Annotated in this window: 11 protein-coding genes; 9 read left to right on the top strand and 2 right to left on the bottom strand. The window is 46.5% G+C overall.

Annotated features, from left to right (window positions below; all coding sequences use genetic code 11):
* Position 1: 1 nt before the first annotated feature.
* The 8 genes from J2T19_RS15980 to J2T19_RS15945 all read left to right on the top strand — a co-directional run bounded on the left by J2T19_RS15980 (position 2) and on the right by J2T19_RS15945 (position 12,872).
* Positions 2-715: a response regulator gene (locus J2T19_RS15980; protein ID WP_307217405.1), complete on the top strand. Its 714-nt coding sequence runs from the start codon at positions 2-4 to the stop codon at positions 713-715.
* A complete protein-coding gene (locus tag J2T19_RS15975) occupies positions 712-2,178 on the top strand; it encodes a sensor histidine kinase (protein ID WP_307217404.1) in 1,467 nt (488 codons plus the stop codon). Before J2T19_RS15980 ends, J2T19_RS15975 begins: the two co-directional genes overlap by 4 nt.
* Positions 2,175-3,332 carry a hypothetical protein gene (locus J2T19_RS15970; protein WP_307217401.1) on the top strand — a complete coding sequence of 386 codons (1,158 nt, stop codon included), beginning with the start codon at positions 2,175-2,177 and terminating at the stop codon, positions 3,330-3,332. Before J2T19_RS15975 ends, J2T19_RS15970 begins: the two co-directional genes overlap by 4 nt.
* 242 nt (positions 3,333-3,574) lie before the next feature.
* Positions 3,575-4,258: an ABC transporter ATP-binding protein gene (locus J2T19_RS15965; protein ID WP_307217399.1), complete on the top strand. Its 684-nt coding sequence runs from the start codon at positions 3,575-3,577 to the stop codon at positions 4,256-4,258.
* A 17-nt stretch (positions 4,259-4,275) separates the two neighbouring features.
* Positions 4,276-5,643 carry an ABC transporter permease gene (locus J2T19_RS15960; protein WP_307217397.1) on the top strand — a complete coding sequence of 456 codons (1,368 nt, stop codon included), beginning with the start codon at positions 4,276-4,278 and terminating at the stop codon, positions 5,641-5,643.
* Positions 5,644-5,707: 64 nt separating this feature from the next.
* Positions 5,708-6,784: an efflux RND transporter periplasmic adaptor subunit gene (locus J2T19_RS15955; RefSeq protein ID WP_307217396.1), complete on the top strand. Its 1,077-nt coding sequence runs from the start codon at positions 5,708-5,710 to the stop codon at positions 6,782-6,784.
* 856 nt (positions 6,785-7,640) lie between these two features.
* Positions 7,641-10,088, top strand: coding sequence for a glycoside hydrolase family 6 protein (locus tag J2T19_RS15950; protein WP_307217394.1), 2,448 nt, complete (start codon positions 7,641-7,643; stop codon positions 10,086-10,088).
* A gap of 447 nt (positions 10,089-10,535) precedes the next feature.
* The gene (locus J2T19_RS15945) at positions 10,536-12,872 is read left to right on the top strand and encodes a rhamnogalacturonan lyase (protein ID WP_307217666.1); all 2,337 of its coding nucleotides are present in this window, start codon (positions 10,536-10,538) and stop codon (positions 12,870-12,872) included.
* A gap of 136 nt (positions 12,873-13,008) precedes the next feature.
* Here J2T19_RS15945 and J2T19_RS15940 read toward each other — a convergent pair whose 3' ends face one another.
* Positions 13,009-13,569, bottom strand: coding sequence for a histidine phosphatase family protein (locus tag J2T19_RS15940; protein WP_307217392.1), 561 nt, complete (start codon positions 13,567-13,569; stop codon positions 13,009-13,011).
* Entirely contained in the window at positions 13,535-13,825 is a 291-nt protein-coding gene (locus J2T19_RS15935) for a histidine phosphatase family protein (RefSeq protein ID WP_307217390.1), read from the bottom strand. Before J2T19_RS15935 ends, J2T19_RS15940 begins: the two co-directional genes overlap by 35 nt.
* Before the next feature lie 219 nt (positions 13,826-14,044).
* On the opposite strand from J2T19_RS15935, the gene J2T19_RS15930 reads away from it, so the two are divergent.
* Positions 14,045-15,049, top strand: a complete 1,005-nt coding sequence (locus J2T19_RS15930) for an AraC family transcriptional regulator (RefSeq protein WP_307217665.1) — start codon at positions 14,045-14,047, stop codon at positions 15,047-15,049.
* The last annotated feature ends 115 nt before the right edge of the window (positions 15,050-15,164 follow it).

Genomic DNA, 15,164 nt, shown 5'->3' with positions numbered 1-15,164 from the left:
CATGAGACAAAAAGAGATTTTGATTATTGAGGACGAAGAATCCATTCGAGATATTTTATCGTATTCGTTGCGTAAAGAAGGATTTGAGATGAAGGAAGCCGCTTCTGGAAAAGAAGGCCTAGAACTGCTTCGTCATTCGAAGCCCGATCTGATCCTGCTGGATCTGATGCTACCGGACATGAGCGGGTTTGATGTGTGCAGACAGTTATCTGTAAATTCCAAAATTCCGGTAATCATGATTACTGCGAAGTCCGATATGTTAGATAAGGTGCTCGGCATGGAGCTTGGAGCAGATGATTATATTACTAAACCGTTTGATATCCGTGAGGTTGTTGCACGTATTCGAGCTATCTTTCGCCGGATCGACCTGATTAGTGAAACGCTGGAGAATCAGTCTTATGAGGTTGTAAGGTTAGGCCAACATATCGAGATCCGCAAGGATGAGCGTGAAGTGTGGAAGGACGGGGAACGTGCAGGCCTAACGAATAAAGAATACGATCTGCTGTTATTTCTGGTGAACCATCACCGCAAGGTGCATACACGCTCCGAGCTGCTGGACAAGGTATGGGGATTTGAATTCGCTGGAGATACCCGAACGGTGGACATTCATGTACAACGAATCCGCAAGAAGCTTGATAGCGGAGCACAAGGGATTTCGATGATTGAAACGGTATTTGGCGTAGGATACAAATTGAATATTCAGGTGCAGACATGAAGTGGACGATTCAGTTCAAAATGGTGGTGTTATTTTCAGCCATCGTGTTCATCGGATTCGCTGCTCTCTTGATTCTCTCAAGCAAGGTAGCCGAGGAGAATATGTATCGAGAAGTGCATGAGGATATCGTTCAATCGAAAAAAAACCTAGATATTGCGCTGAATCAGTATTTCTTGATTCATAATAAACGAATGAGCAAGGATACGCTCGAAGCTGGAAGCCGCGAGCTAGCAGAGCAGATCGGTTCTGCGGTTGGTGGAACAGTTACGGTCTACCGTCCGGATGCGTCGTTATATAGCGCTGCGAACAGCGGGGTTAACGTCGTTAGGCGAACTGACATTCCTGATGTTGAGCAGGCTATGCAGTCTAAGATTGCTTACACAACAGTGGTGGATCAAGGTCAAGTGACCGCAAGTTTATCTTTTCCGATTCAATCAGGTCAGCAAGTGATTGGCATTGTGCAATTGGAGAAGGATTATACCGATCTGTATAAGCGGAACCTCCGTTTCCAAAATACGATTAAGTTATTTGCGGCGGCTATTTTCGTATTTATATTTATCGCATCGATCTTTATTTCCCGGAAAATCACGCAACCGATCCGTGTATTGACGAAACGGTCTGCTGAAGTGGCGCAAGGAAGTCTCCATGCAGATATTCAGATTACTACGAAGGATGAGATTGGTGAGCTGGCCTCAAGCTTTACAGTCATGATTGACCGAGTTCGAGAGCAGATTGATGTCATTGAGCGAGAACGGGACGAAGTGAAACAAGTGCAGGCACGAAGCAAAGTTTTTTTTGATAATGTTACGCATGAGTTAAAAACGCCTTTAACGACAATTCTGGGGTACGCCCAGATCTTACGGGATAATGGGTTTACGGATCAGGCTTTTTTCGATAAAGGGATGAACTATATCATCAAAGAAAGCCGACGTCTCAATACGATGGTTGCCGATATTTTGGAGGTCTCTGTGTCATCAGCAGTCATTCAGGCGTATCGGTTCGAGCGCATCGAAGTATCCGATATTATTCGCGAAGCTTGTGAGGACATGTCCATCAAGGCAGGCAAGTACAACATTGGTATCCACTATGAGCTGGAGGAAGAGCTCTACCTTCACGGAGATCGCGACAAGCTCAAGGAGGTATTTCTCAACGTTCTGGATAACTCGGTGAAGTATAGCGATGTGAACTCGATTATCGAGGTACAGTCCTCTCGTCAAGGCGACAGTATCGATATTGTCATTCGCGACCAGGGAGAGGGAATTGGTGCGGAAGCGCTCCAGTATGTATTCGAGCCTTTCTATCAGGATAAAGGGATTAATCGCACGGAGAAAGGAAGCGCTGGACTCGGATTATCCATTGTGAAAAACATCGTTGAGCGTCATGGGGGAACAGTAGAAATGAAGAGCATCATACATGAAGGTACACAAGTGCATATCCGTCTTCCGGGGGAAAGGAACGCATGAGGCCTTCAGGATTTTGGCGTAATCACCGTGATAGATTGATGCTGTTCGGGCTGTTGATCGTATTTGCTTGTGGCATTTTCGGTATTGGCAGTCTGTTTAGCATAGGAAACCTTAAGCCCAGAACGGTAATTCTGCCGAGTGAGCAATTCAATAGCGCTCTGGCACCACCCCCGAGCAGTACGATTCAGATTGAATCTGCTACGAAGATTCCGAATGACTTTGGGATTTATGATTTTGACGTGGTCGATCGGAATACGTTGGTCGTGAATGGTCCGGAGAAGTCCTATACTGGCTTGAAATTGTCTCTCTTATCTCTGGATGATAATAAGGTGAAGGATATTGGCGGCAATACCGACTATGGCGTTTTCCTAAGTCCAGATCGGAAGAAGCTAGTCTATTCACAGTACCGTTCAGGTCAGGTTCAGCGCATTACATTTGGCTATGATCTGAGTACTGGGGAGCGTAGCAAGTTTGGACAGGATAACTCGTATTACAGAATGTTTGTGGGAAACAACACCTATATCGGTCAGGATGAGCTTGCCTTTAGCCAGATGAACATGAGTACAGGTAAGGCTCGTGTGATATACACACACCAAGAGTTAATGTCCATGCTCACGGATGCGAGTGATGTGAAGAATGCAAGTGACACGTTTATCGTGATGGATGCATTCGAAGTGAGTCCGGATTTGAAGCAAGCTTATATCCTCGTCATGCTCAAAGACAGCTTCGCGATCTATCGTATTTCTCTTGAAGATGATCATGAAGTAACCATGGTTATGAAAATGAAAGACATTCAGCAATTTAGGCTGTTGAAAAATGGGGATATGATTGTCCAAGGTGAGGACAACAATGTGCAGGGATTGTATCGGTACAGCGCGGAGCAAGGGCAATTGCATCTGTTGTTAAAGGGGACATATTGGAACTTCGATCTGGATGCAGACGAATCCCGTCTGGCCTACGTCATCCCGATGGACAATCAGAACAATGAAGTGCATATTGCTTATCTGAATGATAATGAATTAAGCTCGGATACGGTCATCTACCGTAATATTGAGAACTTTATGAAGCTGAAGTGGAATGATGATGAACTATTCGTAGTAGGCAGCTCGTTAGATAAAAGTGAGTTATATCGGTTTAGCTTCAGAGCCTGGTAGTTCTGATTAACCTCTGTAAGACCTTGATCTGCACAAAGGTGGTTGTAGCCCACCCGCGGACAAGGTCTTTTTTGTGCCACATTTTACAACTTAGATACAACTATAGACGGCTAAGATACATCTCCATCCTATAATTTAAAGGAAGTTCAAAAAGTCGCCGCTACTGAAAACCGAATTTTTGAACATTTATTTTATTATTGAAGCTATACATAATCAGCAGCTTGAAAGGAAGACAAGAAGGAATGCTACGAGTTGAACATGTATCCCACTCGTTCCGCAACGCACAGGGAAGCGTGCCGGTGCTTCAAGATATTAATCTGACGATTGGGAAAGGCAAGATGGTTGCTCTGCTGGGCAGCTCAGGTTCAGGAAAGTCCACCCTACTTAATCTAATGGCTGGGCTGATGAAGCCGGATCAAGGGAGGATTCTCATCAATGATCAGGATATTGTTCGCTTCAGCGAAAATCGTCTGGCTGAGTTCCGTCGCAGCCATATTGGTTTTATTTTTCAATCCTATGAGCTATTGTCCAATCTTACGATCCGGGAAAATGTAGAGCTGCCACTGGTATTTATGGGCGTTCGTCCCTCCAAGCGTAAGGTGAAGGCGCTTCAGTTGTTGGAGCAGGTGGGCTTAGGTGAGAAAGTGAATCTGTTCCCTTCCCAATTATCTGGTGGTCAACAACAACGGGTCAGTATTGCGCGCTCCCTCATTACCGAGCCGTCGGTTATTTTCGCGGATGAGCCTACAGGGAATTTGGATACGGAGACCGAGGAAGAGATTATTGCGATTTTGCAGAAGCTTAATCGGGAGATGAACACCACCTTTGTCATTGTGACGCATGAAGCAGAGGTCGCTGAGCAGATGCAGGTTGTACTTACCTTACATAAGGGTGTGCTGGTTGAAGAGACGGCACGAGAAGCTTGAGGTAGAGGAGAGAAATTGTGAGATTACTGGATGTATTACGTATGGCCTGGGGACAGATCATTCGTAGGAAGATGGTAACGCTGCTCTGCATGATTGGTCTGTCCATTGGCTCGGCGGCAATGATTATTGCGCTTAGTGTAGGGCAATCCGTACAGACCTTTAGCGAGCAAACGTTAAATGCCAATTATAAGATGGATGAGATAACGATTTCGCCTAATGAAGGTATTCGCACCGGCAGCGGTAGTGGAGGGCAGAAGTCTAATTTTGAACGGGGAGCTCTGACGTTAGAGAAGATTCAGATCATTCAAAGACTTCCACATGTGGTTGCTGTCGCACCGATGTTGAAGCTGGAAACATTAGAAATGGTTCTGCCAGACGGACGCAGTACGTATGTTGAAGTCATTGGAACAGAGCTTGAAGCACTGCGAGGATTCGGATACAGCTATTTGCAAGGACGCGGGGCTGAGGATGGACGAATTGCGGTGACGAGTTATGGGGCTGCGTTTGGTCTAGTTGATCCCAAGGTAACTCAGAAGTTAATTGAACAATTGAATGCCGATCCATACAATAACGATCTCTTGCAGCAGTATATGGAGATGTCATCTAAGCAAGATCAGCTGGTACAGCAGCGAGTTCAGTTTCGATATGAAGATTACACGAATCCAGGCAAAACCAAACTGAGCGGATCTGTGACTGTATCTGGAGAATTGACGAAGCCTTCTAATATGGATGATTTTACTGCCCAAAATGATAAAAAAGTATATTTGCCACTGGATACCGTTCGTGCATTGCAGGATGAGCTAGGCATACAACAGACTGATAATTCTGCTGCAAAGCGTCTTAACTCGGCTCTGGTCAAGGTGGAGAATAAACGCTATGTCTCTCAGGTTGAGGAACAGATCAAGAAGCTGACGTTAAACACACAGAGTAATCTGTTTCAAGAGGAAGCGATGTCGAGTCAGTTAGCGATGTATCAAAAGGCTGCTATGGGCATTGGCGGATTTATTATGCTGCTGGCTTCCCTATCCATTATTGTAGCCATGATCATGTCTACGCATCAGCGGCGCAAACAGATCGGTGTCATGAAGGTGCTCGGTGCGAATCTATGGCAGATTCGCCAGATGTTTATTACTGAAGCAGCGATGCTTGGGTTGATGGGTGGTGTTGCTGGTGTCGGTATTGCCTTTGCTGCCCTAGACGGTGTGAATAGTTTGCTGGCAAGCCAGATGGCAGATCAACAGAACGGGCCAATGACGGTCATTATTGAGCAGTCTGCTCTGCCGCTAGGCATCGTTTTTGCTGTACTGGTTGGGGTTGTTTCCGGTATCTATCCAGCCATTAGCGCATCCCGAACGAACGCACTGAGCGTAATCAAATCGATGTGAAACACAGCTTGTATAAGGAGAGAGAAACTCCCCAAACTTTATCAGCGAAAGGGAATATGGGCACATGAAGAAATGGATTAAAATCATCATCACCATCGCACTATTAGCAGGTGTTGGCTACTGGTTATATGAGAAGTACAAGCCTAAGCCGGAGTTACCAGTAGAGATTCCACCGCCAATTACGTTTGACGTGACACAGGAAACGATGACGCAGACCATTCAGGTGAAGGGAAAGTCCGTATATACCGACCAGACGGATGTATTCGCTCCGTACGCTTCGAGCATCAAGCAATGGCACGTGAAAAGTGGAGATCAGGTGAAGAAGGGAGATATTCTGTTCACGTTAGATACTACAGCGCAACAAACAGAAGTTCAGCAACTGGAAAGCGATCTGGAAAAGGCTCGGTTAGATTATGAACTCAATCAGGTTAGCGTTGAGCAAACAGGGATGATGGAAACGCTTGGTGTAACCGAGGAAGAACGGAAGAAGGCTTTTGTTGAACGGGAGGGCAAACGCCTGACAAACGAGTTGAGTCAGAAAGCATTAGTTCTCAAGGAGCAGGAGATCCAGAAGAAGAAAGATGTGATGAGCAAAGCCGTTGTCTATGCTTCCGCGTCTGGTATATTCCAGATGAATGACGAGGACAGCAAAACACGTGCAGTGACAGAGGGGCAACTGATCGGGTCTATTACGAACACGAGCAAGCTGAAATTTATGACGATCGTTGGAGAAGAAGAGATGTTCCGGCTCAAGGTAGGTATGCCCGTTCAGGTACGCATGACAGCACAGAAAGATCTCCAATTTACGGGTAAGGTAAGCAAAGTGTCCAAATTTGCACGCAAGAGTACGGATACAGATCTGAAACAAGCTTCCCAATTCGATGTGGTGATTGACTTGAAGCCAGACGCAAAAATGTTTGGCGGGGTAAGTCTTGAGGGTGATATTGAGACAACGCGCAAAGACAATGCCACGGTTGTATCCAGCATAGCCGTTATGCGTGATCAGGCGGAGCCTTATGTATTACTCGACAAAGGAAATGGACAGACCGAGCCACTGACGATTAAAGCCGGGATGGAGTCAGGTGACAAAACAGAGGTGCTCAGCGGTCTAAAACCGGGAGATGTTGTAGTTATCCCTTAGGAAAATTGCTTACTATTAGACAGAGGAGTGTTCCAATGAGAGGTTCATTGTGGCAAAATAGGCCATGATGAGCCTTTTATTGGCTCTGGGAAAGGGATTCTCGAATTCCTGCCAAATTTATGGAAAAAAATATAATTAATTTTAGTTAATTCAATTTACAGTAATATTTACATGTCGTATAATCAATCTATAAGGAGGTGAACACGCGATGGGAGGTTTGCAGGCGATGAGCCTTTTTTAAAACCTCAATAAGTAAGCGCTTACTAAAATGAAGTAGGCTCGTTCGTTCGTCTGTTCGTCACACCATTTCATCTTCGTTACGTCTATACACACACAATCAACATCACCCACATGATGACCACATGGTTCGACCCCACACATCCTTAGTTACCCACAATTCCAGTCATTCCGACCTACGACAAACACCTTTGAATTCTGTTTAAGATTAAGTTTATGGTACGTTCTACGTTCCTTGGCTATGGCCTTGGTTGTATTTCAACATGAATGAATTCTGCATGGAGGTGTATTTCAGCTCATCCGAACGTTCTCTACGTGCTATGCATCATGCTAACACAGAGGATCAGAAAATGAGTATAAACCAATTTGTATAGGTTCAACTAAATTTATTTACACGCTAATGGAGAGGACAGAAATAACGTGAAGAAGCGAAGTGGTCGGCTGAAAGCTTTCTGAAAGGAAGCTACATCGGAAGCATAAGCTATCACCGGATTTTCCCTTTAGAAAAGGGAATCAAAAAATCTGGGGATAACAGCGATCAGAAGGTTATTCTGTCATCGAAATGGTTAGTGTATGTCTTCTTTAGTTGAACAAATCTAACTAAAGGAAAGGTGGAACTATGAAGACTAAATTGAAAGCTAAATCGAGAGGTAAGAACGCGCTGCGCAAGGGTGTAAAACAAATGCTCGCAGCTACGCTGCTTGCAGCGGGCATATTCCCTGGGATGTCTTCGGGTATAGCTCAGGCGGCAGAGGCGCGTGTGGACAACCCGTTTGTTGGAGCGACGGCTTATCTGAATCAGGATTATTCGGCTCTCGTGGATACATCCATTGCCCTGACCAATGATGCAACGCTAAAAGCGAAGATGGAAACCGTCAAATCATACCCAACGGCTGTCTGGATCGACCGGATTGCTGCCATCTATGGTGGTGCGGATAACGCGGGGCGCAAAAGCATCGAGCAGCATCTGGATGCCGTCCTTGCGCAGAAGCAACCTGGTGTACCTATAACAGCATCTTTTGTTATCTATAACTTGCCAGGCCGGGATTGTCATGCCCTTGCATCTAACGGAGAACTTCCCCTAACACAGGCTGCACTACAGACATATAAGACGGATTACATCGATGTCATTGCAGATATCTTCGCAGATCCGAAATATCAGGATATTCGAATCGTTGCGATTATTGAACCGGATAGCTTGCCAAACCTTGTAACGAACCTGAGTACACCAGCCTGTGCTCAAGCGAGCTCAACAGGTATCTATGAAGATGGCATCAAATATGCGCTGGACAAGCTGCATGCCATTCCAAACGTATACAATTATCTGGATATCGGACATTCCGGCTGGCTTGGATGGGATACCAATCGTGCACCTGCCATCGCTCTTTACACTAGTGTAGTACAAGATACAGCAGCAGGTCTGCAAAGTGCTGATGGTTTCATCACGAATACAGCCAATACAACACCTCTGCATGAACCAAATCTGCCTAATCCGGATCTGAACATTGGTGGACAACCGATTCGATCCTCCAGTTTCTATGAGTGGAACCCGTACTTTGATGAGACGGACTTCACTGCAGCGCTCTATTCTGGATTCGTTCAAGCAGGATGGCCGACCAGCACAGGCTTCCTCATTGATACCAGCCGTAACGGATGGGGCGGGGTGAACCGTCCAACATCGGCTACAGGCAGCAACATCAACGACTATGTGAATTCTGGACGGATCGATCGTCGTGATCACCGAGGCAACTGGTGTAATAACAGTGGCGCAGGTATAGGGGAAGCACCTAAAGCTGCTCCAGGTCCGGCACATCTGGATGCCTATGTATGGGTGAAACCTCCAGGTGAATCGGATGGCTCCAGTTCCGAAATTCCGAATAATGAAGGCAAAGGCTTCGACCGCATGTGTGATCCTACCTTCATCACGCGGGATGGCGTATTAACAGGTGCATTACCTAATGCTCCAGTCTCGGGTCACTGGTTCCATGATCAATTCGTAACCTTGGTGAAAAATTCATTCCCGGTTCTGCCTGCAAGTAATGGTGGAGGTAACCCTCCAGGAGGCGGTGACACAGCTCCGGCAGCGCCAACCGCATTGACTGCTTCTGCGGGTAACGCTCAGGTGTCATTGACTTGGACTGCTTCTGCAGGTGCAACGAGTTATAGTGTGAAGCGTGCGCTAAGTCCTTCCGGACCGTTCACTACCATTGCAGCGAATGTAAGTGGAACATCATTCAACAATACTGGACTGATCAACGGAACAACGTATTATTATGTTGTGACCGCCAAGAATGCAGTAGGTGAAAGTGTTAATTCTACGACAGCTACAGCTACTCCGGTAGCGGGTGTGACAACGCCTGCAGCGCCGACAGCTTTAACCGCAACGGCAGGCAACGCACAAGTTAACCTGACGTGGACGGCATCTGCAGGAGCGACAGGCTACAATGTGAAACGCGCAACAAGTGCAGCAGGCCCATTCACTACCATTGCAGCTAATGTGAGCGGAACCTCATTCGCCAACACAGGGCTGATAAATGGGACAACCTATCATTATGTGGTAACGGCTGTGAATACAGCAGGTGAAAGTGTTAATTCAGCTGCGGCTTCTGCTACACCTCAGAGTGTAGTTGTGCCAACAAGTGATCTCGTATTGCAATATCGTGCAGGGGATACGAATGCGACAGACAGCCAGATCAAGCCATATTTTAATATCAAAAATGTGGGTACAACCGCTGTGGACTTGAGCGATCTGAAGATCCGTTACTACTTCTCAAAAGAGGGTACAGCCGCGATGGATTCCGCGATTGACTGGGCACAGATCGGTGCATCCAACATTCAACGCACCTTCACGGATTCCTATGTGGAGCTCAGCTTCACATCAGGAGCTGGAAGCATCCAGCCTGGTGGACAATCCGGAGAGATTCAACTTCGGATGTATAAGACGGATTGGTCGAGCTTTGACGAATCTAACGATTATTCCTTTGATCCAACCAAAACATCGTATCAGGACTGGAGCAAGGTAACGCTCTATCAAGGTGGAAACCTGGTATGGGGAATCGAGCCTTAAGAGATTGTTGAAAATGAAAATCCATCTTTATGAACACGCACTGAAACAACTGTTTTAATCAGGGTAACCGCAATTCTCCGAGCGTTGGAGGATTGCGGTTTTCTCTATGTCATATTAGAACGGTCAATACATATGTCCAACTCTTGGCTAAAAAACACTGAATATTGATCATTTTCAACGGATAATTACCTATGGTGGAAACGATAGGATGTCTATAATAGTACCCGATGGCAGGATCTTACTGCTCCTGACTGATGAGATCGAAGGGGGACAGTGCTGAATTAAGTCAGATAAGGGCTAGGTTGATCCAATTATTGTAAGCGCAATCATTTCTTTGGCGTCACTATTCTGTCTTGAGGAGAGTGAATGTGGATGAACTCAGAAACAACAACGCAGGTGCAACAGAGATCGGCTTCAGGGCAGTATGGCAACCGTAAAAAAACGGGCATGCCACTCGCGGCAAAGGTGCTCTCTTCTGCACTTAGTGTGGCGTTGCTCTTTGCTGGAACGGCCGGAATCGGTGGGACAACTGCTGCTGCAAACGGAGCAGGTTCAGCAGAGGTAGGTCTGCAATCCAGTAAGGGAGGCGGGCATGTGAAGGATATTCAACTGGAATACTTGGATCGCGGTCTCGTGGCGGCATCGACTTCGGAAGGGGTTTTTCTCAGTTGGCGTTTGCTTGGGGATGAAGCGACGGGTTACAGTGACCAAGGACTGACAGGCACTAATTTCAACGTCTATCGAGATGGGAAGAAAATCGCTACCGTTACGGACAGCACTAATTATGTAGATAAGTCAGGCAAAGCTTCTTCTCGTTATGAAGTTGCCGCAGTGAATGCCAAAGGCAAAGAGAGTAAACGCAGTTCATCGGTTAAGCCTTGGGCGAATGGTTATGTGGATCTACCTTTGCAAAAACCAGCCGATGGGGTTACTCCTGCTGGAGAAAAATACACGTATTCGGCTAATGATATGAGCGTTGGCGATGTAGACGGGGACGGGCAGTATGAGTTCTTTGTGAAATGGGACCCATCCAACTCCAAGGACGTATCCCAAAAAGGCTATACAGGTAATACTTATGTCGATTGTTACACGCTCGATGGACAGCTGTTATACCGCATTGACCTCGGGGTTAACATCCGTTCAGGTGCCCATTATACGCAGATGCTGGTTTATGATTTTGATGGGGATGGTAAGGCTGAATTGATGTTCAAGACGGCGCCAGGTACGAAGATTTTGAAGTATAACAAAAAAGGAAAAGTGACATCCGAGAAGTTTATTACGATGCCTAAAGAGGATCGCAAAGCAGGTTATTCCCACGAGGATGACTACCGTATGAGTGCAACGGACTACTACAATCATGTTGTAGACATGTTCAAGAACTGGCACAAGCACGAAGAAGTGGTCAAAGGCAACTGGCCTGCTACGCTGGAAGAGGCATTTGGTATAGAGAAAAAGTATAACTATCCGCTCTCTGAAGCCGATGCGAAGAGTCTCGCTGACTACTTCATTGATGTGTATGCGCCAAGCCGTAGTGACCGCAATGAGCTGCGCAAATTTGAAGGATTCGTAGTGGATGGACCCGAGTATGTAACGGTCTTTGAAGGGAAATCAGGCAAAGAGCTGGAAACGATCCCTTATGAACCGGAACGTCACGATGATGGTCTGATGTGGGGAGATTATGCGATGAACCGCATCGAACCGGCAAACCGTGTAGATCGTTTCCTGGCAGGTGTCGCGTATCTGGATGGGAAGAAGCCATCTGCGATCTTCGCGCGTGGGTATTATACCCGCACCACGATGGTTGCTTATAATTGGGATGGCAAGAAGCTCAAACGTGAGTGGAAGGTAGATAGTGGCTGGACGCCAATGAAAAATCCATTCAATGATGGGCCTCATGGCGTAGATGGTACAGATCCAACGTATGGTGAAATAACGACGCAAGGTGCGCACTATTTCAGTGTGGCTGATGTCGATGGGGATGGTAAACAAGAGATTGTATACGGCTCTGTTACGATAGATCATGACGGTAGTGTGCTGTATAACTCGAAGGATGTCATGCCTGCTGAAAGTGCAGCGCCGGGAACGATTGCAAAGTTGGGTCATGGGGATGCCTTACATGTCGCTGATATTGACCCGGATCGTCCAGGACTTGAGATCTTCATGGTGCATGAAGGCGGACCATGGGCTCCGTATGGATACTCTCTGCGTGATGCGAAGACTGGTGAAGTGATCTATGGTGGCTACACAGGTAAAGACACAGGACGCGGAATGATTGGGGATGTTGATCCAACCCGCCGTGGACTGGAGACGTGGGCAGTGGGATTGTGGACAGCCCAAGGTGAGAAAATAAGTGACACAGCACCAGGTACGAATATGAACATTCGCTGGGCTGGAGATATGACGACACAGATCGTGGATGGCGCTATTGATGTCACGCCTACCATTAAGGATTGGAACCGTGGTACGTTGCTAACCGCAACAGGAACGTTGACCAATAACTACACCAAGGGTACACCTGGTCTCGTCGCAGATATTTTCGGAGATTGGCGAGAAGAGATGCTGGTGAGAACCGCGGACAGCTCTGCAATCCGTATCTATCTCAGCACGGAAGAGACGGATCGGAAGCTGTACACGCTCATGCATGATCCAATGTACCGCGTAGGTATTGCTGGACAGAACAGCGGATACAATCAGCCTTCCTATCCATCCTTCTATATGGCTTCGGATATAGACTGGTCAAAAGTACCACTGCCTAAATTTCATACGGGTAAGGGCGGTAAGTAAGCTGAACCACAAGTGAATCCGGATTAATAGTAGCAGCATTGGAGAAGGCTCTGACAGAGTCCCGTGGTTAAACTCATGGGGCAGTCAGAGCTTTTTCTTTCTTACGATCAGGTTTTATGATTGCTGTTCAATTCTTCTACTCTTGCTCACGAACATCAGAATGTAAATGCTGCACAGAGGCGAGATCCTTAAGCATAACCTGTCCCTGCTCATATGCGAGTGTGGTGATGGAGCATTCGGGAATGAGTGTATGTTGTACAGCAACGAAATCAGGAACCCATGCGTGAAGTTCTTGCGTGGGCAGGGTGTGAACGAGGAAATCCGTAATTAACCCGCCATGTGTGACAAGGATATAATGGTCAGTCGTAGTCTGCTCAGGTTCAGACAGCGCTAACTCAGATAGAAAATGGGCTAAACGTTCCCCAGCCTGTCTGGCTGAGTCGCCTACTGGTGGGGTATAGTCCGGTTCACGCGTACAACGATTCCACATCTCGACGAATTGTTCGAAGGTCTGTTCAGGGGCATCTCCCCAATTGGCACGCTCACGGAGTCGTTGATCTTTCTCTATAGGAATTGCATTTAATACGTGTTCAAAAAGGGTGGTTTTCAGTACCGAGAAGATGGGATGAAGATAGAAATGGAGTAGCGGAGCGTAGGCAAAACTACGTGAGCAACGGACATTTCGGCTGAATTCCAACTTCGACGTTGAGATGCCTCAGGGCATCCTTCGTAATCAAAAGCGGACTTTTTGAACAACCTCCATTAGCAAGACTGATGTAATTAGCTGTATCCATTGCTCCTCGAAGCGGGCTGGAGAAGATCCGGGCATTCGGCAATTTTTTGAAATATTCCGCGGTCTGTTCAGCTTGAACGATCCCTTTCTCCGTTAGTCCGACATCTCCCATATGCTGTTCCTTGATACCATGTCTGACAACATAAATCATCATGCTCATGATCATAGACCTCCTAGGTATTTAAATATGGAGTTGCTTTTATTATTTTGGATAGAATTAATTTCGCATTCATCTAATTAGATTATTATCTAATATAATAGCAGCTTTTTATTGAGCTAGGTAGTTTAATTTACGCAAGGGCTATTGGTACAATAGTAGGAAGTGAGGATTACTGCAGCGAGGAAGGTGTGCAGAATGGAACAAGAGCAAGACGTACCTATGACAGGCAGTTTGTTTCAGGAGCAATTACGAAGCAAGAACTGTGAACCTCGTTTCTATGCCTATTATTACAAGCAGTGGAATAACTACCGGATGAACTATCATGATCATGATTCTACAGAAATTATGTACATTATCTCGGGAATGTGTCGTGTGGATGTGCAAATGCCAGATGGGAGCGAGGAGCAGACCCTGTTGAAAAAAGGGCAGTTCATCCTGATCGATGCCAGTGTTCCGCACCGCTTATTAGTCGAGGATGGCGCTGCGTGCCGCATGCTGAACGTTGAATTTGGCTTTGCCGTCTCCACATCGTCGGCATCGGTTCAACCCTCTATTCGCCAATTGGCGCTGGAAGAAGAAGAGGTGCAGCAATTTCTTCAGCATGCTTGTGCCTATCTGGTACTGCCTGACCCCGAAGAGGTGTATTACATTATGAAAAGCCTCGTATTAGAGCTGGATCAGCGCGGATTATTAGAGCAAGGACGAAGCTTCCAGCCAATCGGGGTGATCTCTCAGGAAGAGCGGTGGGAGCATCGAGAGGCACGAAACTTAAAAGCGCTGGATCAAGGCATTCTGGTGCGTACCCTGTTTATTCAACTGTTGATTCGTGTTGCGCGTCTGCGTGGGGAGATGAGTCGGAGTGCCTCGGATCAGACAGAGCTGTATGTGAAACGAACAGTGGAATTCATGCATCAGAACATGGATCGTAGCATTCAGATGAAAGACATTGCGGCGGCCGTGAATTTACATCCAGGATATCTGCATCGTATTTTCCGTCAGCACACGCAGCGAACACCAACAGATTATCTGACGATGCTTCGGATGGAGAAGGCTAAGATGCTGCTACAACAGACCGATATTCCTATATCCGAAATTTCCGATTATGTCGGGGTGGGGAGCCGGCAATATTTTCATATGTTATTCAAAAAGTATACGTCTCTTACTCCAGTAGCTTTTCGTTCTTCCAAAGACCGTCATGTCAGTCACTATCCAATGGAAGAGTGAAGGGACAAGCAGAGCTTGCGGACAATCTTCAAAGGTTAGGATTTTTGACAACCTCAACCTGAAACAAGTCATGATTTTGATAACGCTTCCTTCTCCGCCGTTGTTACAATGATTT

Origin of the sequence: Paenibacillus tundrae (assembly GCF_030812775.1) — a bacterium.
Taxonomy (GTDB): domain Bacteria; phylum Bacillota; class Bacilli; order Paenibacillales; family Paenibacillaceae; genus Paenibacillus; species Paenibacillus tundrae_A.
The sequence above is the reverse complement of the archived record's forward strand: the minus strand, read 5'-3'. Positions and strand labels throughout refer to the sequence as shown.

Coding starts and splice junctions, on each gene's coding strand:
- J2T19_RS15945 (WP_307217666.1), top strand. CDS start 10,536: ATGCCACTCGCGGCAAAGGTGCTCTCTTCTGCACTTAGTGTGGCGTTG.
- J2T19_RS15965 (WP_307217399.1), top strand. CDS start 3,575: ATGCTACGAGTTGAACATGTATCCCACTCGTTCCGCAACGCACAGGGA.
- J2T19_RS15935 (WP_307217390.1), bottom strand. CDS start 13,825: ATGAGCATGATGATTTATGTTGTCAGACATGGTATCAAGGAACAGCAT.
- J2T19_RS15980 (WP_307217405.1), top strand. CDS start 2: ATGAGACAAAAAGAGATTTTGATTATTGAGGACGAAGAATCCATTCGA.
- J2T19_RS15975 (WP_307217404.1), top strand. CDS start 712: ATGAAGTGGACGATTCAGTTCAAAATGGTGGTGTTATTTTCAGCCATC.
- J2T19_RS15950 (WP_307217394.1), top strand. CDS start 7,641: ATGAAGACTAAATTGAAAGCTAAATCGAGAGGTAAGAACGCGCTGCGC.
- J2T19_RS15955 (WP_307217396.1), top strand. CDS start 5,708: ATGAAGAAATGGATTAAAATCATCATCACCATCGCACTATTAGCAGGT.
- J2T19_RS15930 (WP_307217665.1), top strand. CDS start 14,045: ATGACAGGCAGTTTGTTTCAGGAGCAATTACGAAGCAAGAACTGTGAA.
- J2T19_RS15970 (WP_307217401.1), top strand. CDS start 2,175: ATGAGGCCTTCAGGATTTTGGCGTAATCACCGTGATAGATTGATGCTG.